Annotated in this window: 24 protein-coding genes; 11 read left to right on the top strand and 13 right to left on the bottom strand. The window is 54.3% G+C overall.

Features of this window, described 5'->3' with window-relative positions:
- The 5 genes from Q3970_RS08985 to Q3970_RS08965 all read left to right on the top strand — a co-directional run.
- A partial coding sequence (locus Q3970_RS08985; RefSeq protein WP_303100241.1) for a hypothetical protein occupies positions 1-296 on the top strand: 296 nt, incomplete at its 5' end.
- 12 nt (positions 297-308) lie between these two features.
- Positions 309-722, top strand: a complete 414-nt coding sequence (locus Q3970_RS08980; RefSeq protein WP_303100240.1) for a DUF596 domain-containing protein — start codon at positions 309-311, stop codon at positions 720-722.
- A gap of 55 nt (positions 723-777) precedes the next feature.
- Positions 778-2,703 (top strand): ATP-binding cassette domain-containing protein, encoded by a 1,926-nt coding sequence (locus Q3970_RS08975; protein ID WP_303100239.1) that lies wholly within the window; start codon positions 778-780, stop codon positions 2,701-2,703.
- A 64-nt stretch (positions 2,704-2,767) separates the two neighbouring features.
- Entirely contained in the window at positions 2,768-2,920 is a 153-nt protein-coding gene (locus tag Q3970_RS08970) for a hypothetical protein (protein ID WP_303100238.1), read from the top strand.
- Positions 2,921-3,017: 97 nt separating this feature from the next.
- Positions 3,018-3,548 (top strand): hypothetical protein, encoded by a 531-nt coding sequence (locus Q3970_RS08965; RefSeq protein WP_303100237.1) that lies wholly within the window; start codon positions 3,018-3,020, stop codon positions 3,546-3,548.
- A gap of 348 nt (positions 3,549-3,896) precedes the next feature.
- Here Q3970_RS08965 and Q3970_RS08960 read toward each other — a convergent pair whose 3' ends face one another.
- Both Q3970_RS08960 and Q3970_RS08955 read right to left on the bottom strand, forming a co-directional pair.
- The gene (locus Q3970_RS08960) at positions 3,897-4,154 is read right to left on the bottom strand and encodes an NF038104 family lipoprotein (protein WP_303100236.1); all 258 of its coding nucleotides are present in this window, start codon (positions 4,152-4,154) and stop codon (positions 3,897-3,899) included.
- A 16-nt stretch (positions 4,155-4,170) separates the two neighbouring features.
- Entirely contained in the window at positions 4,171-4,506 is a 336-nt protein-coding gene (locus Q3970_RS08955; RefSeq protein ID WP_303100235.1) for a general secretion pathway protein GspG, read from the bottom strand.
- 255 nt (positions 4,507-4,761) lie between these two features.
- Here Q3970_RS08955 and uvrB point away from each other — a divergent pair, with 255 nt between their 5' ends.
- Complete coding sequence (gene uvrB / locus Q3970_RS08950) at positions 4,762-6,789, top strand: excinuclease ABC subunit UvrB (protein WP_303100234.1); 2,028 nt, start codon at positions 4,762-4,764, stop codon at positions 6,787-6,789.
- A 189-nt stretch (positions 6,790-6,978) separates the two neighbouring features.
- Here the strand turns inward: uvrB and Q3970_RS08945 are convergent, their stop codons facing one another.
- Positions 6,979-7,647, bottom strand: coding sequence for an FMN-dependent NADH-azoreductase (locus tag Q3970_RS08945; RefSeq protein ID WP_303100233.1), 669 nt, complete (start codon positions 7,645-7,647; stop codon positions 6,979-6,981).
- 114 nt (positions 7,648-7,761) lie between these two features.
- On the opposite strand from Q3970_RS08945, the gene Q3970_RS08940 reads away from it, so the two are divergent.
- On the top strand, positions 7,762-8,640 hold the full coding sequence (locus tag Q3970_RS08940) for a LysR substrate-binding domain-containing protein (RefSeq protein WP_303100232.1): 879 nt from the start codon (positions 7,762-7,764) through the stop codon (positions 8,638-8,640).
- A gap of 108 nt (positions 8,641-8,748) precedes the next feature.
- On the opposite strand, the gene Q3970_RS08935 is transcribed toward Q3970_RS08940, so the two are convergent.
- The 10 genes from Q3970_RS08935 to zwf all read right to left on the bottom strand — a co-directional run bounded on the left by Q3970_RS08935 (position 8,749) and on the right by zwf (position 19,749).
- On the bottom strand, positions 8,749-8,877 hold the full coding sequence (locus Q3970_RS08935; RefSeq protein WP_303100231.1) for a hypothetical protein: 129 nt from the start codon (positions 8,875-8,877) through the stop codon (positions 8,749-8,751).
- Positions 8,878-9,314: 437 nt separating this feature from the next.
- The gene (locus Q3970_RS08930; RefSeq protein ID WP_303100230.1) at positions 9,315-9,878 is read right to left on the bottom strand and encodes a YceI family protein; all 564 of its coding nucleotides are present in this window, start codon (positions 9,876-9,878) and stop codon (positions 9,315-9,317) included.
- A 162-nt stretch (positions 9,879-10,040) separates the two neighbouring features.
- Entirely contained in the window at positions 10,041-10,607 is a 567-nt protein-coding gene (locus Q3970_RS08925; RefSeq protein WP_303100229.1) for a peptidylprolyl isomerase, read from the bottom strand.
- 437 nt (positions 10,608-11,044) lie between these two features.
- Positions 11,045-11,887: a protease HtpX gene (gene htpX / locus Q3970_RS08920; protein WP_303100228.1), complete on the bottom strand. Its 843-nt coding sequence runs from the start codon at positions 11,885-11,887 to the stop codon at positions 11,045-11,047.
- A gap of 333 nt (positions 11,888-12,220) precedes the next feature.
- The gene (locus Q3970_RS08915) at positions 12,221-13,441 is read right to left on the bottom strand and encodes a sugar MFS transporter (protein ID WP_303100227.1); all 1,221 of its coding nucleotides are present in this window, start codon (positions 13,439-13,441) and stop codon (positions 12,221-12,223) included.
- 187 nt (positions 13,442-13,628) lie between these two features.
- A complete protein-coding gene (gene pgi / locus Q3970_RS08910) occupies positions 13,629-15,290 on the bottom strand; it encodes a glucose-6-phosphate isomerase (RefSeq protein ID WP_303100226.1) in 1,662 nt (553 codons plus the stop codon).
- Positions 15,287-16,150: an SIS domain-containing protein gene (locus tag Q3970_RS08905; protein WP_303100225.1), complete on the bottom strand. Its 864-nt coding sequence runs from the start codon at positions 16,148-16,150 to the stop codon at positions 15,287-15,289. The genes pgi and Q3970_RS08905 overlap by 4 nt, the downstream gene beginning before the upstream one ends.
- A 325-nt stretch (positions 16,151-16,475) precedes the next feature.
- On the bottom strand, positions 16,476-17,537 hold the full coding sequence (locus Q3970_RS08900) for a glucokinase (protein ID WP_303100224.1): 1,062 nt from the start codon (positions 17,535-17,537) through the stop codon (positions 16,476-16,478).
- Entirely contained in the window at positions 17,512-18,216 is a 705-nt protein-coding gene (gene pgl / locus Q3970_RS08895) for a 6-phosphogluconolactonase (protein ID WP_303100223.1), read from the bottom strand. The genes Q3970_RS08900 and pgl overlap by 26 nt, the downstream gene beginning before the upstream one ends.
- Before the next feature lie 87 nt (positions 18,217-18,303).
- Positions 18,304-19,749 (bottom strand): glucose-6-phosphate dehydrogenase, encoded by a 1,446-nt coding sequence (gene zwf, locus Q3970_RS08890; protein ID WP_303100222.1) that lies wholly within the window; start codon positions 19,747-19,749, stop codon positions 18,304-18,306.
- Positions 19,750-20,179: 430 nt separating this feature from the next.
- On the opposite strand from zwf, the gene edd reads away from it, so the two are divergent.
- The 4 genes from edd to Q3970_RS08870 all read left to right on the top strand — a co-directional run bounded on the left by edd (position 20,180) and on the right by Q3970_RS08870 (position 25,258).
- A complete protein-coding gene (edd, locus tag Q3970_RS08885) occupies positions 20,180-22,009 on the top strand; it encodes a phosphogluconate dehydratase (protein ID WP_303100221.1) in 1,830 nt (609 codons plus the stop codon).
- Between the two features lie 92 nt (positions 22,010-22,101).
- Positions 22,102-22,722 carry a bifunctional 4-hydroxy-2-oxoglutarate aldolase/2-dehydro-3-deoxy-phosphogluconate aldolase gene (locus Q3970_RS08880; RefSeq protein WP_303100220.1) on the top strand — a complete coding sequence of 207 codons (621 nt, stop codon included), beginning with the start codon at positions 22,102-22,104 and terminating at the stop codon, positions 22,720-22,722.
- Positions 22,723-22,989: 267 nt separating this feature from the next.
- Positions 22,990-25,062, top strand: coding sequence for a carbon starvation CstA family protein (locus Q3970_RS08875; protein ID WP_303100219.1), 2,073 nt, complete (start codon positions 22,990-22,992; stop codon positions 25,060-25,062).
- A gap of 4 nt (positions 25,063-25,066) precedes the next feature.
- Complete coding sequence (locus Q3970_RS08870) at positions 25,067-25,258, top strand: YbdD/YjiX family protein (RefSeq protein WP_303100242.1); 192 nt, start codon at positions 25,067-25,069, stop codon at positions 25,256-25,258.
- Positions 25,259-25,458 lie beyond the last annotated feature (200 nt).

Genomic DNA, 25,458 nt, shown 5'->3' with positions numbered 1-25,458 from the left:
TCAATACCACCCGCGTATTCGACAGCAGCAAAATCAGCAATGCGCAACTGCGCAAAGAGGTGTTCGAGTATGCGGAGAGTTTGGGGGGAGGGAAATTGATCAGTGTGCCGAACCAATCGGGACGCTGGTATATCAAAACCGCAGACGGGGCGACGATTAACGTACGTTCGGTGTCAAGTACGGTACTACCGGACGGAAGCAAACCGAGGTGGACAATTGAGATGGTGGGAGATAAGAAATTGAATCAAATGACGAGGCACCAACCGAACCAACGTCTTGAAATTAAATTTAAATAGAAAGGTAGTGAAATGAATGAAACAATTGAAAAATCGTATGCAGGCAGATTGGAAAAAGATATTGCATCGTTTTTTGAATTTGACCCTGTCCGAGGAGTTTATACGGGCATGATAGGGTTGAACCTGTCAGTACTGTGGGACACAATTAAAGACTTTTCTGAGGATTTTGAAGAACAAACCGAAGCTTTTTTTATTCTATTTAAAGAGCTTTTGCGCCGAGGTCATCTGAAACTGCAACGCGACGGTAAGATTATTGAGCATACGCCCGAGGAGTGGGAGCGGATATTCAGGGAGGTTTGGCCGGAAAGCGATATGCCTTACGGTGCTTATGAAGGCGATATTATTATCTGGTTCACCCACGAAGACTGCCCCGCCTACGCCGTCTGGATAGACCCTGAGGACGGCAGCGAGTATTGGGCGGGATAATCAGCCCTTTTTATTATTTCGGCTACAATACCTCCTTTTGCCTATTGCCCGCCCCATGATAGAACTGAAAAACCTCACCCTGCAACGCGGCTTGAAAGTGCTGCTCGACAAAGCCAACCTTACCGTCAACCCTGGCTGGCGTGTCGGATTAATCGGCAAAAACGGCACGGGCAAATCCAGCCTGTTTGCCCTGATGAAAGGCGAAATCAGCCAAGACGGCGGCGACGTGCTGGTGCCCAAACATTGGAAAACGGCGGCGGTGGCGCAGGAAACGCCCGCGCTGGATATTTCCGCGCTCGATTATGTGTTGCAGGGCGATGCGGAGTTGCAGGCTTTTCAGACGGCCTTGGCGCAAGCCGAAGCGGCAAACGACGGCATGAAGCAGGCCGAATACCATGCCAAACTGGAAGAAATCGACGCCTATACCGCGCCCGCACGCGCCGCCAAACTGTTAAGCGGCTTGGGTTTTTCGCAGGAAGAACACGGCAAAAGCGTCAAAGCCTTTTCCGGCGGCTGGCGGATGCGGCTCAACCTTGCGCAGGCCTTGATGTGCCGCGCCGATCTGCTGCTGCTTGACGAGCCTACCAACCACTTGGATTTGGAAACCGTGCTGTGGCTCGAAAACCACTTGGCAAGCCTGCCGTGCACGCAGATTATCATTTCCCACGACCGCGATTTTCTCAACGCCGCCACCGGCCACACGGTTGAATTGTCCGGCCAAAAACTCACGCTCTACGGCGGCAACTACGATTTCTACCAAAACGAGCGCGCCCAACGCTTGGCGCAGCAGCAGGCCGCCTATACCAAACAGCAGGCACACATCAAGCATTTGCAGTCGTTTATCGACCGCTTCAAAGCCAAAGCCACCAAAGCCGTGCAGGCACAAAGCCGCATGAAGGCGCTGGCCAAACTGGAGCGCATCGCCCCCGCACATCTCGACAGCGAATTCAGCTTCGAATTCGAAAGCCCCGCACACCTGCCCAACCCCTTGTTAAAACTTGATCAGGCCGACTTGGGCTACGGTGCTACCACCGTTTTGCACGGCATCAGCCTCTCAATCGAAAGCGGCGCGCGCTACGGCTTGTTGGGCGTGAACGGCAGCGGCAAATCCACCTTCATCAAAGCCTTGGCGGGCGAACTGGCTTTGCAGGGCGGGCAGATGGTGAAGTCCGACAAACTCAATATCGGCTATTTCGCCCAACACCAGCTCGACACCCTGCGCGAAGACCAAAGCCCGCTGTGGCACATCCAGCAGCTTTCGCCCGAGGTGCGCGAGCAGGAAATCCGCAACTTTCTCGGCGGTTTCAACTTTACCGGCGATACCGCCCTGCAAAAAACCGCGCCTTTTTCCGGCGGCGAAAAAGCGCGGCTGGCGCTGGCGATGATTGTGTGGCAGAAGCCCAACCTGCTGCTGCTTGATGAGCCGACCAACCATCTCGATCTGGATATGCGCCACGCCCTCACACTGGCCCTGCAGAGCTTTCAGGGCGCGCTGATTGTGGTGTCGCACGACCGCAGCCTGCTGGAAGCCACCACCGACAGCTTCCTGTTAATCGATAAAGGCCGTCTGAAACCTTTTGACGGCGATTTGAACGATTACCGCCTGTGGTGGCTGGCGCAGGAAAACGCCATCGCCGCGCCCGCTGCCTCCGCACAGGCACAAAGGCGCAAAGACACTAAACGGCAGGAGGCGCAGATGCGGCAGGAAAAGGCGCGCCGCATGAAACCGATACAGCAGAAAATCGAGCATGCTGAAAAAGAAATGTCCGCCTTAAACGATATTCAGACGGCTTGTGAAACATTTTTGGCACAAGAAGATGCCTATTCAGATGCAAATAAAGTAAAGCTCCAGAAAACACTCGCTAATTTGGCGGACATCAAGGTAAAATTAAGTAAACTTGAAGAGGATTGGTTGGGCTGGCAGGAAACGCTTGAGCAAATCGGGCGTGAAATCGAAGCGCAGTTCGCCGATATGCCTTAACCGCCTTCGGGTTTATAACAGGTTTGCTGTTTTTATAACTTTAATCAAAATACGGGGATTCAATATGTCTTATTCATCATTCAAACAGGCCATCCTGCTGCTTGCCGCCAGCGAACTCTTGCTGGATGCTCAAGCCAAAGCGCATATCGGTGCCGAGGCCGCGCCGGCTCTGCCCGCCGCTGATGCGGTAATACCTGCAGTTGCCGAAGCGCATTAACACAAGCGGCCTGCCGAAGCCCGGCCGGCCGCTTGCCCAATATCATTTCAGCACGCTTTTGCGGGCTTGTCGGTCTTTTCTCAATATGAAGCACAATATGAAAAAAATCATCGGGATAGTCGCATTAATCGGGTTGAACACCATCAATATCCAAACGGCCTCGGCCAAAATCTACACCTGCGTGATTAACGGCGAAGTAACCTATACCTCGCGCCACACAGGTAACTGCCAAGCTGCCGACCTGCCGCCCATCGGGCGTTACAGCAGCACCCGCTACGACGAGCCGCAGGCTTATGTGCCGAGCGCGCCGAAGCCCGAAGTGAAAAAACAGGCTGCAGTCAAACGCGCACCCAAACCCAATCAGGCCGTTGCCGTGCCGGCAAAATACACGCCACCGCCGGCCGCCGCCGCTCCCAAACTTTCCGGCAGCAACAGCCGCCGCAGCATACTCGAACAAGAGCTGGCCAACGAACGCAAAGCGCTTTCCGAAGCGCAGCAGTCGCTCACTTCCGCCCGCGCGGCCAAAGGCGGCACCATCAACCAGCAGCAGATCACCCAACTGCAAGGCCATGTGCTCGACCGCCAGCAGAATATCCAGGCATTGCAGCGCGAGCTGGGGCGTATGTAGGTTGTGCGTTAGAAAATATTTCAGACGGCCTTTTCAGGCCGTCTGAAATATTTTCGGCAGGGCAGTCAAACCGCTTAACTTTATAGTGGCTTAAATTTAACACTGACAAAGCAACGAAGCCGCCGGCAGTATAAATAGTACGGCAAGGCGAGATAACGTTGTACGTGTTGAATTTAAGCCACTATGGTAACCGTTCCGTCATACTCGGGCTTGACCCGAGTATCTTGATTTCTTTTGAAATAACTCAGATACCCGGATCAAGCCCGAGCATGACACAGTTGTTTTGAGATGCAGGTATGGCTTGTAAAAAAACTATGCCGTCTGAATCGGATTTGGCAAACCGCCGGTTTATTCTACCCGTTGGTAATCTCCGGTGCGGTAGTCAGCTTTTTCCAATTCCTGCTGCCGTTTTTTCTTTTCTTTTTGCTCTTTTTTTTCGTCGCCTCCGTCGGGAATGGCCGCCCGCACCACAGCGCCGGTACCTTTTACGGCCACTTTACCCGCAGTTAAAACAGTGGTGGCGGCCAAATCGGCGGCTGCGGCGACCACGCAGCCGTTAAGCAGCAGGCAGCAGGCGGCCGGAACGGTGAGTTTGATAAGGTTCATTGCGCTGTCCAGTCGGTTAGCGGGTGCAGTTTTCATCGTGCCCGTGCCCTTCGCGGCAAGCTGCCGCTGCTTGGTGCCAGGCTTCGTCGTCGCCGTCGAATTCTTCCACTTCATCAAAGTCGCCATTTTCCACCATCGCAACCAATTCTTCCAAGTCGTGCGCTCCTTCCACCCAAAAGCAGGGGATGTCGGACGGGGTGTTTGGGGCGAGCAGGGCGGCGGTGCCGTCGTGCCAGGCCAGCCAGTAGCCGTTGGCGGTTTGCAGAAAGCGGGCATCGGGGTGGATGCTTTCGTTTTCGGTGTTCACCAGCATGCGCTCGGCGATTTCGACTTGAAAGGGCAGGGTGTTCATCAAAAATTCCTTTGCGGTCGAGACCCCGCCATAAATAGCGGTAGAGTTTGGGTTTATCGGGTAGGGGTGCAACCCCTTCCAATCAGGGCAATACGTATGGCGACGCTTATGTTGTCCTGTGTGTGAAACATTTGCGTAACCTTAAAACAATATCGATCCGCATTATAGCAAGGTCGTCTGAAACCGGTAAAACACCTTTCAGACGGCCTTGCTATAATAACTCTTTTGCTTCCCAAACCTTAAGGCCGTCTGAAAATGCAAGTGATTCAATACGAAAACTCCCCCTTCAAACTGCACCAGCCTTTTCCGCCCGCCGGCGACCAGCCCGCCGCTATTGCGGGCCTGCTCGAAGGGCTTTCAGACGGCCTTTCCTACCAAACCCTGTTAGGCGTAACCGGTTCGGGAAAAACCTACACCATGGCCAATGTCATTGCACAAAGCGGCCGCCCCGCCATCATCATGGCGCACAACAAAACGCTGGCGGCGCAGCTTTATGCCGAGATGCGCGAATTTTTCCCCGAAAACGCGGTAGAATATTTCGTGTCGTATTATGATTATTACCAGCCCGAAGCCTATGTGCCTTCGCGCGATTTGTTCATTGAAAAAGACAGCGCGATCAACGAACACATCGAGCAGATGCGCCTTTCCGCCACCAAAAACCTGATGACGCGCAAGGATGTGGTTATCGTCGCCACCGTTTCCGCCATTTACGGCATCGGCGACCCCGCCGAGTATCAGCAAATGGTGTTGTCGGTGAAAGAGGGCGACACACTCAGCCAGCGCGACATTATTTCCACCCTCGTTTCCATGCAGTATGAGCGCGGCGAGATGGATTTCAAACGCGGTTCGTTTCGCGTGCGCGGCGACGTGATTGACGTTTACCCCGCCGAAAGCTCCGAAAACGCTTTGCGCATCAACCTGTTCGATGACGAAATCGACCGCCTTGATTTGTTCGACCCGCTCACGGGCGGCAGCCTGCAACGTGTGGGGCGGTATACCGTGTTCCCCGGCAGCCACTACGTTACCCCGCGCGAAACCGTGTTGCGCGCCTGCGAAGGCATCAAAGAGGAACTGCGCGAACGCATCGAATTTTTCACCAAAGAAAACCGCCCCGTGGAGCAGCAGCGCATCGAGCAGCGCACCCGTTTTGACTTGGAAATGCTCTACGAAATGGGTTTTTGTAAAGGCATCGAGAATTACAGCCGCCACTTTTCCGGCAAAAAAGAGGGTGAGCCGCCGCCCACGCTGATGGACTACCTGCCCGACAACGCCATTATGTTTATCGACGAAAGCCACGTTACCGTTACCCAAATCGGCGGCATGTACAAAGGCGACGCTTCGCGCAAACAAAATCTGGTCGACTACGGTTTCAGGCTGCCTTCCGCACGCGACAACCGCCCGCTCAAATTCCACGAATTTGAAAAAATCATGCCGCAAACCATTTTTGTGTCCGCCACCCCCGCCAAATACGAAGAAGAACACGCGGGGCAGGTGGTGGAGCAGGTGGTTCGCCCCACCGGCCTCGTCGACCCGCAAATCGAAATCCGCCCCGTTGCCACGCAGGTTGATGATTTATTATCCGAAATCAACGCGCGCATCCAAAAAGGCGAGCGCACCCTCGTTACCACCCTCACCAAACGCATGGCCGAACAACTTACCGACTATTACAGCGAACTCGGCGTTAAAGTACGCTACCTGCACAGCGACATCGACACCGTAGAACGCGTGGAAATCATCCGCGACCTGCGTTTGGGATTGTTTGACGTGCTGGTCGGCATCAACCTCTTGCGCGAAGGCCTCGATATCCCCGAAGTATCGCTGGTGGCCATCCTCGATGCCGACAAAGAAGGCTTTTTGCGCTCGCACCGCAGCCTCATCCAAACCATAGGCCGTGCCGCCCGCAACGTCAACGGCGTCGCCATACTCTATGCCGACAAAATCACCGATTCTATGAAGGCCGCCATAGACGAAACCGAACGCCGCCGCGAAAAGCAGATTAAGTTCAATGAGAAACACGGCATTGTGCCGCAGCAGATCAATAAAAAAGTGAAAGACATTATTGATGGCGTGTATCACGAAGAAGCAGGCGGCAAAGGCCGTCTGAAAGGCAAGGGTAAAGTGAAAGTGGGCGAGATTCACACCGAAGAAGACGCCATCAAAGAAATCGCCCGCCTGGAGAAACAGATGCAGCAGGCGGCGCGGGATTTGCAGTTTGAAGAAGCGGCAGTGTTAAGGGATAAGATTCGGGGCATTAAGGAAGGATTGTTGTTTGGAAGTGAATGAATTAATCCATGCCGTCTGAAAGTTTTCAGCAAGCGTAGGTTGGGTTAGGCCGCTTTAAGGCCGCAACCCAACAACCGTTGCCGCTTCGGAAAACCCAACCGACCCCTGCGGTTACGTTGGGTTACGGCGTACCGCCTAACCCAACCTACATGGCTGCTTACACCGTGCCGAATAATCCGCCCGAAGTTTTCAAACTGCCGCCAATAAGGCCGCCAAACGGTCGGTTGCCGCTTCGGCGTCTGCCAACGATTCCGCCAGCCGCTCGTCGGCATATTCATCGTATTCGACGGCGATGCTGTGCTGTTCGGTAATGCCCAAATAGGTTAAGGCGGTGAATACTGAAGGTTCGACATGGTTTTTACCGTGCATTTTGCCGCCGTCGTAACCGCAGTCGCCGCGGGCGCTCAGCAGCACCACACGTTTGCCCATGTCTGCCAGCAGCGGCCAGTAAGGATCGCCGGAGCGGTTGCGGTCGAAGCCGAAAGTGCGGCCCACGCGCACGATGTTGTCTATCCATGCTTTGAACTGGGCGGGCGGGCCGAAGTTGTACATCGGCACCCCGGCCACAATCAAATCGGCGGCCAAAAGTTCATCAACCAACGTATCACTTTCGCGCAAAGCTTCGCGCATCGTTTGATCGCGGCGGTTTTCGGGCGTGAATGCGGCGCGTATCCATTCGCCGCTAACGGGGGAAGGCGGGTTTTGGCCGATATCGCGGTAAATCACGCGGGTGTCGGGGCGGTGTTGCAGCCATTGCTGTACGAAGCGCGCGCTCAGGCGGCGGGTGTGCGAGCCGTGTGCATCGGTGCCGGAAAGGCCGCTGCGGGCGCTGGCATCAAGATGGAGCAGGGTTGTCATGATGAATCCTTTCAGATGAATATAACTTGTTTGTTTGGGTATTATCCGATTTGCCAAATAAGAAAACAAACGATATATTCTCAATCGATAAATAACTTATATTCATCTGTTGTGATGGCCAGAATCCTACCTTCGCTCGATGCCCTTTATGTATTTGAGGCTGCCGCACGCTCAGGCAGTTTCAAAGCGGCAGCCGAATCATTATCGGTGAGTGCTACTGCGGTCAGCCACCGCATTCGTGCGTTGGAAGAGGCTTTGGGGTGTGCGTTGTTTGTGCGCAGGGTGCGCGCGGTGGCGTTGACTGCCGAAGGAGAGCTGCTGCTGGCGGCGGTAACGGAGGGTTTGGACCGGATTTCCGCCGCCATCGAGCGCATCCGCAGCGGCGGCCGCAGCAAAGTTACGGTGTCGGTAACGCCCGAATTCGCCGCAAAATGGCTGGTGCCGAAGCTGGCGGATTTTCAGACGGCCTGCCCGGGAATCGATTTGCACGTTCACGCCTCATATGCTGCGGCAGATTTGAACGGCGGTGCGGCGGATTTGGCGGTGCGCTACGGAGGCGGCACGTTTGCGGGCGCAACGGCCGAGCCGCTGTTTCAGGAACGCTTCGCACCAGTGGCCGCGCCGTGGCTGAAGCGGAAGCTGCCGGCAGATGCCGCGCAATGGCCGTTAATCCATCTGAACTGGTATCTGCCGCAGCAGCAAGCGTTCGATTGGCCGGCATGGGCGGAGCAGGCGGGATTGCCGCCGGCACTGTTCCGGCACGGTACCCGTTATTCGGACGGCACGCATGCCGTGCAGGCAGCGGTGGCGGGGCATGGTGTGGCTTTACTGGGCCTGCCGCTGCTGGCCGAAGAATTGCGTTTGAATTTGTTGGAAGTGGTTGCGGAGCCGGTTTTACACGGCTGGTTTTATTATGTGTGTATGCCCGACAAACGGCAGGTTGGCGCGGCGGTGCAGACTGTGAAAAACTGGTTGCTGAAGTCGGCTGTTTGAAAGGCTTTAGGCCGTCTGAAAGTTTTGGCTGCGCAGAAACTGCGCCGTTTGCTTTCAGACGGCCTGTGGTTTGTGTTTTAAAACCTGCGTTTTGCCAAAAACGAATATTCAGATATTGCCTAGCAGCGCATACACCGGTGTGCGCCAGCCTTTGCCGATGGCCAGCGCGGCGGCGGCGGAGGGATCACCGATATTGGCATTGCAGGCCGGCATGATTTCTCCGATACCGGATTTCAACAGCTTGCCTGCCAAGAGCACGCGTTCTGTGGGCTTTCTTTATATTTCAAATGCCGCCTGAATTTTTCAGGCGGCATTTCTATGCATAGTATATAGAATCGCTAAAATGGTTTTCAAAAAATCTTGTTAATTTGTGCTTCCATCAGCAAAGCATGCACCCTAGGGGCTGTCGACATTCAACGCAACGGCGGTGTTTTTGGTCAAAAATCCCCGTCTGCGGCGTTAAAAATGCCCGCAAGGTGTTCAACCTTGCTGCGCTTTTTGCCTTGCATACGCGGATTTTTGCCTCAAAAACCGCTTCGTCGGTTAAATGTCGACAGCCCCTAGCAGTGTATTAAAAACACGTCGGAATATTGTGTACTCCGGCGTGTTTTTATTTTCAATTCCGGCGGGAGCCTTGGCAAAATACGTTCAGGCCGCCTGAAAAGTTGAAAACACTACTGTTTGGCGGCTTCGATTTGGATATTCAACCGCACGTTTTTGCTTACGCCTGCCGAAACCAGATAATCCATGCCCCATTTGGTTCGGTCGATAACGGCTTCAAAGTCGCCGCCGCATACTTCGGTTTTCAACATGGGGCTTTGATAACAGTTGAATTTAGTGGCTTTTAATGTAATGGGGGCGGTTTTGCCCAAAAGTGTGAGGTTGCCGGTTACGGAGCTGACTTTGTCGCCCTTGAAATTGAAGCGGGTAGATTGGAAACGGATTTCCGGATATTGGGCAACATTGAACAAATCGGCACTTTTCAGGTGGTTGTCGAACTGGGTGTTGTTCGAACTGATCGTATTGGCCGGGATTTTAATGTCGATGGAACCGGTTTTGGCTTTGCGGTCAAACTGCATATCGCCGCTTAAATTATAGAAACCGGCGGTGTTGGTGCTGGTGCCGAAGTGGTCAATGGCGAAACGGGCGTTGGCATGGTTGCTGTCGATTTTATAGGCAGCAGCTGAGGCGGTTGCCGTTGCAGCGGTTAAGCAAACGGCCAATAAGGTTTTTTTCATGATGATCTCCGAAATGGGAAATTGGAACAAGAACGGTTATCGTAACATAAAAAGGCCAGTGAAACGTTTCGTGCGGTTTGAGGTTTTGTTAACGCCTGTTTGATGATGGCCGGATTTTAATTGCTTTGGTTTGAAAAGGGCTGCATCTGAAAATGAAGACGCCTATTTCACAATCGTTACATTGCGGATAACCACAGGCCGGACGGGGATATTCTGGTGGTAGGCCTGATCGGTGGTTTTTACTTTGGCGATTTTGTGTACCACATCCATACCTGAAACCACTTTGCCGAATACGGTGTAGCCGTAACCTTCGGGGGTTTTATTTTTAAAGTTTAAGAAATCGTTGTCGGCCACGTTGATGAAAAACTGGCTGGTGGCCGAATTCGGATTGGCAGTGCGGGCCATGGCGATGGTGCCTATAGTGTTTTTCAGACCGTTGTCGGCCTCGTTGGCAACGGCTTTTCCGGTGGCTTTTTGAACCATATCGGGCGTAAAGCCGCCGCCTTGAATCATAAAGCCGTCGATCACGCGGTGGAAAATCGTGCCGTTGTAAAAACCTTTATTGGCATAACCGGTGAAATTGGCCACGGTTTTCGGGGCTTTTTTTTCATCCAGCGCCAGTTCGATTCTGCCCATATCGGTATCGATAACCGCGCGGGTTTCGGCTTGTACGGAAAAGGCCGCCCCTAAGGCCAGGCCGGTGAAGATGAGTTTGGATAATTTTTTCATAAGGTTCATAAAAATCAGATTGTTTGCAGAAGGCGGCATTATCGTGGTTTTCTATGCAACTTGCAGTAACCTGAATGTAAAAAGGCCGTCTGAAAACGTGAAGCGCCTCATATGTTGGCCGGAATGCAACAATGGTTTTATTAGGGGCTGTCGACATTCAACGCAACGGCGGTATTTTTGGCCGAAACACCCCGTCTGCGGCGTTAGGCAGCGTAGCGGACTTGCGGAGCTAAAATGCCCGCAGGTGTTCAACCTCGCTGCACTTTTTGCCTTGCATACGCGGTTTTTGCCTCAAAAAACCACTTTGTCGGTTAAATGCTGAAGCTCCTAAGAAGGTTTGTTTTTTGGCAGTTTCGATAAGGATAAATAAATGCGAAAGGCCGTCTGAAACATTTTCAGACGGCCTTCAAACATCGGTTGCCGGATTGCAGGCCGGGTTACAGCTGCTTCAAGCGGGCGATGCGGTTGTCTAAGGTGGGGTGTGTGCTCATTAAAGAATCGCGTGCTTCGCTGGCGATGCCCATGGCGGTCATTTCTTTGGGCAGGTCGCCGGCGTTGCCTTTCAGGCGTTGCAGGGCGGCGATCATTTTGGGTGCGCCCACCAGTCGGGCTGCACCCGCATCGGCGCGGTATTCGCGCTGGCGGCTGAACCACATCACGATAAAGTTGGCCAAAAAGCCGAACACGATTTGCAGCACGATGCTCACGAGCATATAAGTGCCTTGCGAGGTTTCGCCGTTGCCGCTGCGGGCCACGATGCCGGAAACCACGCGGGCGAGAAACACAACGAAAGTGTTGACCACGCCTTGAATCAGCGTGAGCGTAACCATATCGCCGTTGCCGACGTGGGCCATTTCGTGTGCAAGCACGGCTTCCACCTCGTCGCGGGTCATGTTGTCGAGCAGGCCGGTGCTCACGGCCACCAAAGAGTTGTTTTTGCTGGCGCCGGTGGCGAAAGCGTTGGGTTCGGGCGAGTGGTAAATCGCTACTTCGGGCGTTTTCAGGTTCCACTGGCGGGCTTGGTTTTCAACGGTTTGCAGCAGCCACGCTTCGGTTTCATTGTGCGGTTGGGTAATCACTTCCGCGCCGACCGAGCGTTTGGCGATGGTTTTGGACATCAGCAGCGAAATGATTGAGCCGGTAAAGCCGACAACCGCCGAATAAATCAGCAGACTGACCATGTCGTTGGGGTTGGCGCTTACCCCGAGTATGCTCAGAATGATGCTGATAACGACCAAAACGGCGATGTTGGTCAGTAAAAACAGAAAGATGCGTTTCACGGGTTTTCCTTTAATCGTGTGATTTGCGTTGTTTTTTTCGGTTTTGTTCCGAAGAACGCGGCTATTGTCTCAAAAAGCCCTGATGCCGCAAAGATGCGGTATGGCAAAGGTATGCAAATTTTGTGAACAATTCTAAACGGTTTGATTAACAGATAAAAGGTATTTCGGATGAGAGGGAAAGGCCGTTTGAATTTTCGGTTCAGGTTGTATTTTCAGCATACCGGCCGGTTACTTTGACGGGCCTGTCAATGCCGGAACAGAAGCAGGGGGGGGATAAAAATGCCGTCTGAAATTTCAGGCGGCATCATTGTTTTCAAATAAACAATATTAAAATCAAGCGGTTTGTTCGTCGGCTCTGTAACCTTTAGTGGCAAAAAACAGGATATACAGATAACACAGGGCGGGTACGAAATACGATACCAACAGGCCGATGTGGTCGGCAAAGAAGCCCTGTACCAGGGGCACGATTGCACCGCCCACAATCGCGGTACAGATAATGCCGGAGGCCGCACCGGTAAATTTGCCCAAGCCTTTGGTGGCCAGCGAGAAGATGGTCGGGAACATAATCGAGTTGAAGAAACCGATCAGCAGCAGCGCCCACATGGTGATAAAGCCGCCGCCGGCCAGAATGGCGATAATGGTTAAAGTGATGGTGGAAACGGCGTTGAATGCCAGATATTTGTTGGGTGCGATTTTGTTCATCATGGCGGATCCGATGAAACGGCCTACCATTGCGCCGCCCCAATAAACCGACAGATAGAATGCACCCGTGGTGTGGTTCAGGCCGGCAGCCACTTCCAGCACGTTAATCATCAGCGAGCCGATGGCTACTTCGGCGCCCACATAACAGAAGATGGCGGCGGCACCGAGTACCATATGTTTGTATTGCCAAACGCTGGTTTTACCGTCGTGGTTGTGTTCGGTTTCTGCTTCGGCGATTTTGCGCGCGTCGGGCAGGTGGAGCATTTTCACCACCACGGCCAGCAGAATCAGAAAGCCTGCCAGGCCCAGATAGGGAATCTGCACCGAAGAAATGCGCTCGGCTTCGCTGGCAGTGGCGTCCACGAAAATCAGCATCGCGCCCAGCGGCGGGGCAATCATGGTGGCCAGCGAGTTAAATGCCTGAATCAGCGTGAGCGTGGAGGATTCTTTGCCCGGTTTGGCCAGCAGGGTTACATAGGGGTTGCCCGCAACCTGCAACAGCACGATGCCCGAAGCCAAGATAAACAGCGCGCCCAAGAAAATCGGGTAAGAGTGGCTGCCGGCGGCGGGGTAAAACAGCAGGCAGCCCACGGCGGCAATCAGGAAACCGCCGATAACGCCGGCTTTATAGCCGATTTTTTCCACCAGTTTGCCCATCGGAATCGACACCACGGCATAGGCGGTGAAGAAGCAGAACTGAATCAGCATTGCCTGAGTGTAGGAAAGTTTGAAAATTTCTTTCAGGTGGGGAATCAGGATGTCGTTCATGCAGGTGATGAAACCCATCATGAAAAACAACGTGGTCAACACAGACAACGCGAAGTTGTTGTTTTGTTGTGATTGCGCAGACATATCAATATCCTCGTTGAGATTTAAAATGGTGATAGTTTTTTAAGGTTTCCAGCAATTTTTATTGGCGGCGAATCTTAAAAACGGCAGATAATACCGATATTCCAATATTATGAATACTGTTATTTTGCTACAACTACCACCTTGCAAACAGGCCGTCTGAAAAAATTATTTCAGACGGCCTGATTCTTCAGCACCCGTCCGCTTTATCGCAATTGGCGTTGCGGTAGAGGCGGATCAGGCGCTCGGTCGAGCTGTCGTGCTTTTGCACGTCGGTTTTACCCGTTAATTCGCCCAAAATGGTTTTGGCCAGCTGTTTGCCCAGTTCGACGCCCCATTGGTCGAAACTGTTAATGCCCCAAATCACGCCCTGTACGAAGGTTTTGTGTTCGTAGAGCGCAATCAGGCTGCCCATGTTGCGGGGGTTGATTTTGGTCATCAGAATAATGTTGCTGGGGCGGTTGCCCGAAAAGGTTTTGTGCGGCACCAACGCTTCAATCTCCGCCTGATCCAAGCCTTGCGCTTCGAGTTCGGCGCGCGCTTCTTCGGGGGTTTTGCCGCGCATAAAGGCTTCGGCCTGCGCAAACACGTTGGCCAGCAGGATTTCGTGGTGGCCGGGCAGGTTGCTGCGTTTTTCGAGCGAGGCAATCAGGTCGATGGGGGTGATGTGCGTGCCCTGGTGCAGCAGCTGGAAGAAGGCGTGCTGGCCGTTGATACCGGTTTCACCCCAGATAATCGGAGCGGTTTCGTGCGCCACGGGCCGGCCGTCGAGCGTTACCTGTTTGCCGTTGCTTTCCATGTCGAGCTGCTGGATAAATTTGGGCAGGCGGTGCAGGTGTTGGTCGTAAGGGGCGATAACGTGGCTGCCGCCGCCGTAGTAGTTGATATACCAGATGCCGATCAGCGCCAGTAGTACGGGCATATTCTGCTCAGCCGGGGCGTTGGCGAAGTGTTGGTCCATCAGGTGGGCGCCGTTGAGCATTTCGATAAAGTTTTCTTCGCCCAAAAACAGCATAATCGGCAGGCCGATGGCCGACCACAGGCTGTAGCGGCCGCCCACCCAATCCCAGAATTCAAACATATTGGCGGTGTCGATGCCGAATTCGGCCACGGCTTTTTTGTTGGTGGAAACGGCTACGAAATGTTTGGCAATCGCGGCTTCGTCGCCTGCGTGTTTCAAAAACCATTCGCGCGCGGTCAGGGCGTTGGTGAGCGTTTCTTGGGTGGTGAATGTTTTGGAGGCGATGATGAACAGCGTGGTTTCGGGGTGCACTTTTTCGAGCACGTCGCGCAGTTGCGAGCCGTCCACGTTGGAAACGAAGTGCATGCGCATACGCGGGTGGCCGAAGGGCTTGAGCGCGGTGCACATCATCAGCGGGCCTAAGTCGGAGCCGCCGATGCCGATGTTGACCACGTCGGTAATCACTTGGTTGGTGTAGCCCAGCCATTCGCCGCTGCGCACTTCGTGGGCGAATTCGCCCATGCGGTGCAGCACATGGTTCACTTTGGGCATCACGTCTTCGCCGTCGACTTCGATGGGCGAATTGGTGCGGTTGCGCAAGGCGATGTGGAGTACGGCGCGGTTTTCGGTTTCGTTGATTTTTTCTCCGTGGAACATCTGTTTGATGCGTTCGGGCAGGCCTGCTTCACGCGCCAGTTTGAACAGCAGGTTCAGCGTTTCGTCGGTGATGCGGTTTTTGGAATAATCCAGCGTGATACCGCCCACTTCGAGCCAGTAGCGTTGGGCGCGTTCGGGGTCTTGCCCGAACATTTCGCGCATATGCAGGCCTTTGGTGGCGTCGAAATGTTTCCAGAGTTCCCGCCAAGAAGGTAGATCCTGTAAGTGTTTCATGATTCTGAGTCCTTGCTTTTATCGTATTCCAAATGTTTGCTGTGAATGCTGCGTTTGCTCTTTTGCAGCTGCAGGCTGGCGGTTTCGCCCAAACGCAGGGCCAGGCCGATGGCGAGGATGTCGATAACGGCCAATTGCAGCAGCCGCGAAACCATCGGCGTGTAGAGTTCTACGTTTTCCTGCGAGGCGATGCTCAGCACACAGTCGGCCAGTTGCGCCAGCGGCGAGCCGGAACGGGTAATCGCAATCACCGCCGCGCCGTTTTCTTTGGCGATGCTCACAGCGTCGAGCAGCTCGATGGAAGAGCCTGAGTTGGAAATCACCACCAATACGTCGTGGTTGCTCAACACCGAGGCGGCCATCAGTTGGATGTGTGTGTCCACATAGGCCACAGTGGAAATGCCGAAGCGGAAAAACTTATGCTGCGCGTCTTGCGCCACGATGCCCGAGTTGCCCACGCCGTAAAATTCGATGCGGCGGGCGTGGGTGAGCATGGCGATGGCGGTTTCCAGCTCGGCTTCTTTCAAAAAGCGGCGCGCGCCGAGTATCGAGGCGGCGGCATTGCCCAGCACTTTTTCCACCACGCTGGCCATGTCGTCGTCGGCGTTCAATTCTTCGTGCACATAAGGCATGCCTTCGTGGCCGATGCTGGCCGACAGCGCCAGTTTGAATTCGGGCAGCCCTTTATAGCCCAAGCTGCGGCAGAAGCGGATAACGGTAGGCTGGCTCACCGAGGCGCGCTCGGCGATTTCGGCCACGGCGGCGTGTACGAACCATTTGGGTTCGGCCAGCGCCGATTCGGCCACTTTGCGTTCGGCACCTGACAAATCGGTTAGTGATTCGCTGATTTTGCTTAACATAGTATTTCCCAAATAAATGATGTTTCCGGATAATTGTTCTTATTGAGGCAGTCGGTTTTTTCAGACGGCCTGCCATAGATTATTGAGGCCGTCTGAAAAACACCGTATGTTTTTCTTGTTTATTTTGTTTCTTTCCTAGGGGCTGTCGACATTTAACCGACGAAGCGGTTTTTTGAGGCAAAAGCCACGTATGCAAGGCAAAAAGCGCAGCAAGGTTGAACACCTTGCGAGCATTTTTAACGCCGCAGACGGGGATTTTTGACCAAAAACACCGCCGTTGCGTTGAGTGTCGACAGCCCCTAATAACCATTGGGACTTTGTGTTTTTAAGCCGGCTCGCCCGCACCGCCCAGGGCCGCAGTATTGTTGCAGCGCCCCTGCAGGTGGTTGGACAGGGCTACCGCCGCTCCGTGGATGCCGGGGAATCTGCTCAGTACCACATACACGGGAATCGCTGCCAGATAGGCATCGAAACGGCCTTTGTTTTCAAAGCGGCTGCGGAACGGCGAATATTTGAAATAGTCGATAAAGCGCGGAATGATGCCGCCGCACAGATATACACCGCCGCTGGCGCCCAGCGTTAAGGCCAGGTTGGAAGCCACCGTGCCGAGCATGGCGCAGAAAATATCCAGAGCCAGCCGGCACAGGGGAGAAGAGCCGCTCAAAGCCTGCTCGCTGATTTCGGCGGGGGTGAGTTTCTGCGGTTTCACGCCTTCTTTAGTGGCCAGCGCTTCGTAAATCAGGGTCAGGCCTGCGCCGCTCAAAAAGCGTTCGGCAGAAACATGGCCGTATTTTTTCTTGGCAAACTGCCAAATCATCACTTCGGCATCGTCAAACGGCGGAAAACTCACATGGCCGCCTTCGCCCGCCAGCGGCACCCAGCCGGCATTGCTCGGAATCAGGCCGCTCACGCCCAAGCCGGTGCCGGGGCCGATTACGGCTTTGGGGGCGTTGGCAACGGGTTTCGAACCGCCCACCTGCACCAATTCTTCGGGTGCCACCTGCGTAATCGCCAATGCCTGTGCGGTGAAGTCGTTAAGCAGAATCAGGGTTTCCAAACCGAGCGACTGGCGGGTGGTTTCGATGGAAAACGCCCAATGGTGGTTGGTCATCTGCACCCAGTCGCCCATGATGGGGTTGGCGATGGCGATGGCGGCATGGCTGATTTTGGGGCTGCCTGCGCGTTTCAGGTATTCGCGTGCGGCATCAACGACGGTGTCGTAATCGTTGCACGGCAATACTTCCACTTTTTCGATCTGCTGCGGTGCGGTTTCCAATGCGAAGCGGGCGTTGGTGCCGCCGATATCGGCCACCAGCCGCGGCCATTCGACGGTTGCGGTTTGAGGCTGCTTGGCGGCGGTTTTATTCTGCGTAGGCGTAGTAGACATGGCAGTTTACCTTTTCGTGGTTGAGTATATAGCTGGTGGGGTAGGTTTTGCCGGGTGCGGCGGCGGCTTGGTCGAACACCGCTTTTTTCTCTGCACCGCTGATGGCCAGAAACACGGCAGGGGTTTGCGCAATGGCCGCCAGCGTCATGCTCACGCGCTCGTGCGGGGCGGTAACGGGCGTGGTGTGCAGAAGCGGCACGGGGTTGGCTTCATCCAAACCTTTATCGAGCTGCGGCGCTTGCGGAAACAGTGATGCGGTGTGGCCGTCGCCGCCCATACCCAATACCAGCACATCAGGCTGGCGGTAGTGTTGCAAGGCCGTCTGAACCACGGCTTCGGGCTGCAAACCGGCCTCAGTTCTGCCTGCCTCCACCAGGGGAATCCATTGTGCGGCGGCGGCTCGGTTTTGCAGCAGGTATTCGTGCACCAGGCCGGTGTTGCTGTCGGCATGAGTGGTGGGCACGATGCGCTCGTCTACCAGCGTAACGCCGATGTTTTGCCAAGCCAGTTTTTTTTGCGACAAGGCCTCGAAAAAGGCGATGGGCGAGCGTCCGCCCGACACGGCCAAAACGGCGCTGCCTTTTTTGTCGAGCGCCTGCTGCAAGGCATCGGCCACGGCGTCGGCCAATGCGGCGGACGCGGCGGCGGCATTTTCAAATGAATGCCATTGGTAAGCCATAATTTTCTCCTGCTTTTGAAATATGGTTTTCAGACGGCCTCAATCGAATTAGGGGCAATCAAACCGGAAGGCCGTCTGAAAAAATATTTACTGCTCTTCGTGCCATTTGTCGCCGTTGCGCGCCAACAGCCCGCGGGCAGCTTCCGGCCCCCATGAACCGGCGGCGTAGCCGTGCGGCGGGGTGGGGCTGTTTTCCCAGTTTTCCATAATCGGCATCACCCATTCCCAAGCGGCTTCCAATTCGTCGCGGCGGTTGAACAGCGCCAGCTTGCCGTTGATTACATCAAGCAGCAGGCGCTCGTAGGCTTCGGCGCGGCGGCCTTGGATTGCTTTGCCCATGTCCACGCTCAGGGCGGTAAGCTCCACTTTGTTGCCCGCGCCGGGGGTTTTCACCTGCGTGTAGAGGCATACCGATTCGGTAGGCTGCAATTCGATTACCAAACGGTTGGGCGCAGCTTGGCTGTTTTCAAAAATATGGTTGGGCAGGTCGCGGAAATTCAACACGATTTCGGCCACTTTGCCGGCCATGCGCTTGCCGGTGCGCAGATAAAACGGCACGCCGGCCCAGCGCTCGTTGTTGATTTCGGCTTTCACGGCCACATAAGTTTCGGTGCGGCTGCCGGCGGGCACGTTGTTCTCTTGCAGATAGCCGTTCATGCCTTTGTTTGCGGTGTATTGGGCGCGTACCACGTCGGCGTCCACATCGGCGGAAGTGAGTGGTTTGAGTGATTTGATTACTTTCAGTTTTTCGTCGCGCACGTCGTCGGCATCGAGGCTTTTGGGCGCTTCCATCGCCGTCATGCACAGCATCTGCATCAGGTGGTTCTGCACCATGTCGCGCAAGGCGCCGGTGATGTCGTAAAACTCGCCGCGCTCTTCAACGCCCAACTGCTCGGCAATGGTAAGCTGCACGCTTTTCACATATTTGTTGTTCCACAGCGGCTCGAATACGAGGTTGGCGAAACGCAGCGCCAGCAGGTTTTGCAGCGCTTCTTTGCCTAAATAATGGTCGATGCGGTAAACCTGCTCTTCTTTGAAATAGCGGGCCACGTCGGTGTTGATTGCTTGGGAAGATTTCAAATCGGTGCCCAGCGGTTTTTCGAGCACGATGCGCACATTGCTGCCGTTTAAACCCACGTTGGCCAGTTCGGCGCAGGCGGGGGCGAAAAATTTCGGGGCGGTGGAAAGGTAAACCACCACGTTGTCGGTTTCTTTGCGCGCTTTTACCGTGTCGGCCAGTGTTTTGAAGTCGTCGGGATTGGTTACGTCAACGGTTAAATAGCGGATGCGCTTGGTGAAAGAAGCCCATGCTTCTTCGCTGAAATTCTGCTTGATGTGGATTTTGGAATTGCTTTCCACTTTGGCGAGAAACCCTGCGGTGTCCAGTTCGCTGCGGCTCACCCCCAAAATGCGGCCGGCGGGGTGGAGCAGCCCGGCAACGTGTGCCTGATAAAGGCAGGGCAGCAGTTTGCGCATGGCCAAATCGCCGGTTGCACCAAATAACACCAAATCGAAGTTTGTTTGCGTATTCATCATTTCTTCTTTCATCAAGGGTTTTCTCTGAAAATTATCTGCTGCCCGTGCGGAAAGTATGTGCATAGAGTTACATATTCCGCGCTTTTTGGCTGTAATCCGGATAAAATACAGCGCAATCGTACTGAAATCAGGTAGCAATCCTACACAGCACTACACATTTTGTCTATGCCGTTTTAAATAAAAGTTGACCTAAGTAAAACATACGGCGCAGGCAAAGTAACGAGCTGTTATAAAACTACGAACAAAGTTTGACCTCGTTCAAGCTTTATTTTGTAACTTAACTACAAACTATATTATAATATCTGCAAGAATTTCAGACGGCCCGGAACATTGGAAATCACGGCTCAGGCACAACAAAACAATATTTCCGGTTTAATATGCCCGGTTTGAAGCCGCACTGCAAACCACCACCACGAAAGTAAAGATCATGAGCACCCTCCACCCCAAACTTGCCGCAGTTACCGAGCGCATCATTGAACGCAGCCGCCCCACGCGCGAAGCCTATCTGGCGCGCATCCGCGCATTCAAACAGCAGGGGCGCGTCGAGCGCGACCAACTGGGCTGTTCCAATCTGGCGCACGGCTATGCCGCCATGCCCAAAACCATCAAAATCGAAATGCTCAAGCACAACGTGCCCAATCTCGGCATGATTACCGCTTATAACGATATGGTTTCCGCCCACCAGCCGTTCAAAGATTTTCCCGACTGGATTAAAGACGAAGCGCAAAAACACGGCGCCACCGCCCAAGTGGCCGGCGGCACGCCCGCCATGTGCGACGGCATCACGCAGGGCTACGAAGGCATGGAGCTTTCGCTGTTTTCGCGCGACGTGATTGCCATGAGCACCGCAGTCGGCCTGTCGCACCAAATGTTCGACGGCGCACTGTTTTTCGGCGTGTGCGACAAAATCGTGCCCGGCCTGATGATAGGCGCGTTGAGCTGCGGCCATATCCCCGGAATTTTCGTGCCGGCCGGCCCGATGACCAGCGGCATCGGCAACAAAGAAAAAGCGCGCACCCGCCAGCTGTTTGCCGAAGGCAAAGTCGGCCGCGACGCGCTGCTCGAGAGCGAAATGGGTTCTTACCACAGCCCCGGCACCTGCACCTTCTACGGCACCGCCAACTCCAACCAAATGATGATGGAGATGATGGGCGTGCACCTGCCCGCCGCCGCATTCTTCAACCCCTACACCCCGATACGCGAAGCGCTCACCCGTTATACCGCCGCCCATTTGGCCGAAGGCATCAGAAACCAAACCGCCAAACCCATCGGCGAAATGCTCGACGAAAAATCGTTTATCAACGCCATTATCGGCCTGATGGCCACCGGCGGTTCCACCAACCACACCATGCACTTGGTGGCGATGGCGCGCGCCGCAGGCATCATTCTCAATTGGGACGACTTTGACGAAATCTCTTCGATCGTGCCGCTGCTGATCCGCGTTTACCCCAACGGCCAAGCCGATGTTAACCACTTCGCTGCCACCGGCGGCCTGCCGTTTGTGATCCGCGAGCTGCGCAACAACGGCCTCTTGCACGACGACGTGGAAACCGTGATGGGGCACGGCATGGAAGCCTACACCAAAGAGCCGTTCCTGATCGACGGCAAACTCGAATGGCGCGACGCCGTGGCCGAAAGCCGCGACGAAGACATCCTGCGCCCGTTCTCACGCCCGTTCTCACCCGACGGCGGCCTGCGCCTGATGAAAGGCAACATCGGCCGCGGCGTGATCAAAGTATCCGCCGTGAAAGACAGCCAGCGCGTTATCGAAGCGCCCGCCATCGTGTTTAACGACCAAAAAGAAGTGTTGGCCGCATTCGAGCGCGGCGAGCTGGAGCGCGATTTCGTGTGCGTGGTGCGCTTTCAAGGCCCGCGCGCCAACGGTATGCCCGAACTGCACAAACTCACGCCGCCCTTGGCGATTCTGCTCGACCGCGGCTTTAAAGTGGCGCTGCTTACCGACGGCCGCATGTCGGGCGCATCCGGCAAAGTGCCCGCCGCCATCCACATGAGTCCCGAAGCACTGCTTGGCGGCGGCATCGGCAAAATCCGCACCGGCGATTTAATCCGCTTCGACTCCGTTACCGGCGAACTGACCGCGCTGGTCGATGAAAAAGAATGGGCCGAGCGCGAAACCCCTGAGCCGGATTTGAGCAAAAACACCCACGGCATCGGCCGGGAACTGTTCGCCGGTTTCCGCAGCATCACCGGCAGCGCCGAAACCGGCGCCATGAGTTTGGGCGGCGATTTTTCTTAAATAACAAGCCCGCAAAGATTTTCAGACGGCCTAACGCTATAGAGGCCGTCTGAAACCGATATCTACCTAACTGTTCTGATTGGAGCAACCACATGACCCCACGCGACATCCTTTCCGCAGGCGCCGTTATCCCAGTGATAGCGATCGACGACATCAACACCGCCGTTGATCTGGCGCACGCTTTGGTTGAGGGCGGCATTCCCACCCTCGAAATCACCCTGCGTACCGAGCACGGTATCAAAGCCATCGAACTGATTAAAAAAGAAGTAAAAGGCGCGATTGTTGGTGCGGGCACCGTTACCAACCCCGACCAACTCAAAGCGGTTGCAGATGCGGGCGCTGTGTTCGCCATCAGCCCCGGTCTGCACGAGTCGCTGGCAAAAGCCGGCCGCAACAGCGGTATCCCTCTGATTCCCGGCGTAGCCACCCCCGGCGAAGTGCAGCTGGCACTGGAAAACGGTATCGACACCATGAAGCTTTTTCCTGCCGAAGCTGTAGGCGGCAAAGCCATGCTCAAAGCCCTCTACGGCCCGTATGCCCACGTGAGTTTCTGCCCCACAGGCGGCATCACCCTCGAAAGCGCGCCAGAATATCTCAAACTGCCCAACGTATTGTGTGTCGGCGGTTCGTGGCTCACGCCGAAGGAAGCCGTTCAAAACAAAGACTGGGCAACCGTTACCCGATTGGCAAAAGAAGCTGCGGCACTGAAATAAACATCTGTTTTTCTGTATTGCAAGGCCGTCTGAAAACATTTCAGACGGCCTTGCTTTTTCAGTTTCCAAGCGCAGCGGATGTCGGCAGGGGAGGGGGCTTTTTTTGCAAAGCTGGGCGCTGATGACAAACTATACTTTTGTTAAAACCCCACATTATTTTGAGCAAATATGTTAATCTTGCTCCAGTTTCATGAAATATTGCATTATTAACGAATTTTCAGGCTTTAAATTTCTTTTATCCGTTCTCAACAACCCCGTGAGGTTCTTATGAAACAGCTAAAATCGTTTCTACTGTGGGGCATTGTGGTATTGGTCGGTTTGGCCGCATTTACCACATTGGCCCTGAGCCGCGGCGAGCAGGTTAATGCGGTATGGATGGTTATCGCCGCCGTTTCCGTTTACTGCATCGCCTACCGTTTTTACAGCCTGTATATCGCTAAAAACGTAGCACAACTTGATGCCGGCCGGCTTACCCCTGCCGAGCGGCATAACGACGGTTTGGATTATGTGCCCACACACAAAGGCGTATTGTTCGGCCACCACTTCGCCGCAATTGCAGGAGCAGGGCCGTTAGTCGGTCCGGTGCTTGCCGCACAAATGGGTTATCTGCCCGGCACGCTGTGGATTATTTTCGGCGTGGTATTTGCCGGTGCCGTTCAAGATATGATGGTACTGTTTGTTTCTATGCGCCGCGACGGCAAATCGTTGGGCGATATCGTGAAACAGGAGCTGGGCACGGTGGCGGGCGTGATTGCCTCCATCGGTATTTTGATGATTATGGTTATCATCATGGCCGTGTTGGCACTGATTGTGGTGAAAGCTCTGGTAAACAGCCCGTGGGGCACGTTTACCATCGCGGCCACCATTCCGATCGCGCTGTTCATGGGCATCTACACCCGTTACATCCGCCCCGGCAAAATCGGCGAGATTTCGATTGTCGGCTTTATTCTGCTGATGTGCGCGATTGTGTTCGGTGAAGACGTGGCACAAAGCTCGTTTGCCCATATTTTCGATATGGACGGTGTACAGCTCACTTGGGCGATTATGATTTACGGCTTCGTAGCTGCCGTATTGCCGGTTTGGCTGCTGCTGACCCCGCGTGATTATCTTTCCACTTTCCTGAAAATCGGCACGATTATCGCATTGGCTATCGGCATCGTGATTGTCGGTCCTGCCTTGCAGATGCCCGCGGTAACCAAATTTATCGACGGCACCGGCCCCGTATTTTCAGGCAACCTGTTCCCCTTCCTGTTCATTACTATTGCCTGCGGTGCCGTTTCCGGTTTCCATGCCCTGATTTCTTCAGGCACTACGCCGAAAATGGTTGAAAACGAAACCCATGTGCGCATGATCGGTTACGGCGGTATGCTGATGGAAAGCTTTGTAGCAATTATGGCGCTGGCCGCTGCTGCTTCGCTCGACCCCGGCGTATATTTCGCCATGAACAGCCCCACCGCACTGATCGGTACCGATGCCGCCAATGCTGCACAAGTGATTACCAATCAGTTAGGCTTCCCCGTACAAGAAGCCACTTTGCTGCAAATGGCGAAAGACGTGGGCGAACATACCATTCTTTCCCGTGCGGGTGGTGCGCCTACATTGGCAGTCGGCATGGCCAATATCATGAGCCAGCTGATTTCCGGCCCCGGCATGATGGCTTTCTGGTATCACTTTGCACTCTTGTTTGAAGCCTTATTCATCTTAACTGCCGTTGATGCAGGCACCCGTGTGGCACGCTTTATGATTCAGGATTTGGGCGGTATTTTCATCAAACCTTTCGGCAACACCGACAGCCTGCCCGCCAACCTGACTGCCACCTTAATAGCCGTAGGTCTGTGGGGTTACTTCCTTTACACCGGCGTAACCGATCCCTTGGGCGGCATCAACTCTTTATGGCCGCTGTTCGGTATCGGCAACCAAATGTTGGCCGGCGTGGCACTGATTATGGTGAGTGTGGTGCTTGTGAAAATGAAACGCGAACGTTATGTTTGGGTGTCTTTGGTTCCCGCTTTGGGCGTATTGTTTGTAACCTGTTATGCCAGCCTGCAAAAACTGTTCCACAGCGATCCGAAAATCGGTTTCTTGTCGCACGCGGCCAAATTCAACGAAGCCGCTTCGCGCGGTGAAGTGCTGGCTCCCGCCAAAGACCTCGCCCAAATGAGCCGTATTGCTTTCAACGACTATGTAAACTCAGGCTTGACCGTGATTTTCCTGTCGGTAGTGGTAATCGTGGCAGTGTACGGATTGCGTGTCGCCCTGAAAGCGCGTAAAGTGGCTTGGCCCACCGCCAAAGAAGTTCCGCCTGTTTACCGTAACGAGGTTCGGCAAAATGAATCCTAACCTGCTGCAACACATTCGCCGTATTTGGAAAACCGTGCGTCTCACCGCCAATCTGATGGTAGGCGTACCCGATTACCAAAATTATATTGCTTGTCAACGCAGGCATAATCCGAACGCTCCGGTTATGACTGAACTGGAGTTTCAAGATTATTGCCGCAAGCGCCGTTGCGGAGCTTCAGGCGGCCGTTGCTGTTGAGCAAATCCTGCTTGGAAATGCCTGAAAGCGCTGTATTTGCACAGGGGCGTTTTCAGACGGCCAGTATCAAATTTATTGATATTTTCAGTGAAAATACAGCGTAAAATATTGACACTTTTCAAAACTACGCTATAATTAACATTTATTCCCCGATAGCTCAGTCGGTAGAGCGACGGACTGTTAATCCGCAGGTCCCTGGT

The sequence above is a fragment of the Neisseria sp. genome (assembly GCF_030530745.1).
In the GTDB taxonomy this organism is placed as follows: Bacteria; Pseudomonadota; Gammaproteobacteria; order Burkholderiales; family Neisseriaceae; genus Neisseria.
This window is presented reverse-complemented; position numbering and strand designations above follow the sequence as displayed.

What these genes read in the sequence shown, in the direction of transcription:
- Q3970_RS08980 (WP_303100240.1), top strand. Translation starts at nt 309, where the DNA reads ATGAATGAAACAATTGAAAAATCGTATGCAGGCAGATTGGAAAAAGAT.
- Q3970_RS08975 (WP_303100239.1), top strand. Translation starts at nt 778, where the DNA reads ATGATAGAACTGAAAAACCTCACCCTGCAACGCGGCTTGAAAGTGCTG.
- Q3970_RS08970 (WP_303100238.1), top strand. Translation starts at nt 2,768, where the DNA reads ATGTCTTATTCATCATTCAAACAGGCCATCCTGCTGCTTGCCGCCAGC.
- Q3970_RS08965 (WP_303100237.1), top strand. Translation starts at nt 3,018, where the DNA reads ATGAAAAAAATCATCGGGATAGTCGCATTAATCGGGTTGAACACCATC.
- Q3970_RS08960 (WP_303100236.1), bottom strand. Translation starts at nt 4,154, where the DNA reads ATGAACCTTATCAAACTCACCGTTCCGGCCGCCTGCTGCCTGCTGCTT.
- Q3970_RS08955 (WP_303100235.1), bottom strand. Translation starts at nt 4,506, where the DNA reads ATGAACACCCTGCCCTTTCAAGTCGAAATCGCCGAGCGCATGCTGGTG.
- uvrB (WP_303100234.1), top strand. Translation starts at nt 4,762, where the DNA reads ATGCAAGTGATTCAATACGAAAACTCCCCCTTCAAACTGCACCAGCCT.
- Q3970_RS08945 (WP_303100233.1), bottom strand. Translation starts at nt 7,647, where the DNA reads ATGACAACCCTGCTCCATCTTGATGCCAGCGCCCGCAGCGGCCTTTCC.
- Q3970_RS08940 (WP_303100232.1), top strand. Translation starts at nt 7,762, where the DNA reads ATGGCCAGAATCCTACCTTCGCTCGATGCCCTTTATGTATTTGAGGCT.
- Q3970_RS08930 (WP_303100230.1), bottom strand. Translation starts at nt 9,878, where the DNA reads ATGAAAAAAACCTTATTGGCCGTTTGCTTAACCGCTGCAACGGCAACC.
- Q3970_RS08925 (WP_303100229.1), bottom strand. Translation starts at nt 10,607, where the DNA reads ATGAAAAAATTATCCAAACTCATCTTCACCGGCCTGGCCTTAGGGGCG.
- Q3970_RS08915 (WP_303100227.1), bottom strand. Translation starts at nt 13,441, where the DNA reads ATGTCTGCGCAATCACAACAAAACAACAACTTCGCGTTGTCTGTGTTG.
- pgi (WP_303100226.1), bottom strand. Translation starts at nt 15,290, where the DNA reads ATGAAACACTTACAGGATCTACCTTCTTGGCGGGAACTCTGGAAACAT.
- Q3970_RS08905 (WP_303100225.1), bottom strand. Translation starts at nt 16,150, where the DNA reads ATGTTAAGCAAAATCAGCGAATCACTAACCGATTTGTCAGGTGCCGAA.
- Q3970_RS08900 (WP_303100224.1), bottom strand. Translation starts at nt 17,537, where the DNA reads ATGTCTACTACGCCTACGCAGAATAAAACCGCCGCCAAGCAGCCTCAA.
- pgl (WP_303100223.1), bottom strand. Translation starts at nt 18,216, where the DNA reads ATGGCTTACCAATGGCATTCATTTGAAAATGCCGCCGCCGCGTCCGCC.
- zwf (WP_303100222.1), bottom strand. Translation starts at nt 19,749, where the DNA reads ATGAATACGCAAACAAACTTCGATTTGGTGTTATTTGGTGCAACCGGC.
- edd (WP_303100221.1), top strand. Translation starts at nt 20,180, where the DNA reads ATGAGCACCCTCCACCCCAAACTTGCCGCAGTTACCGAGCGCATCATT.
- Q3970_RS08880 (WP_303100220.1), top strand. Translation starts at nt 22,102, where the DNA reads ATGACCCCACGCGACATCCTTTCCGCAGGCGCCGTTATCCCAGTGATA.
- Q3970_RS08875 (WP_303100219.1), top strand. Translation starts at nt 22,990, where the DNA reads ATGAAACAGCTAAAATCGTTTCTACTGTGGGGCATTGTGGTATTGGTC.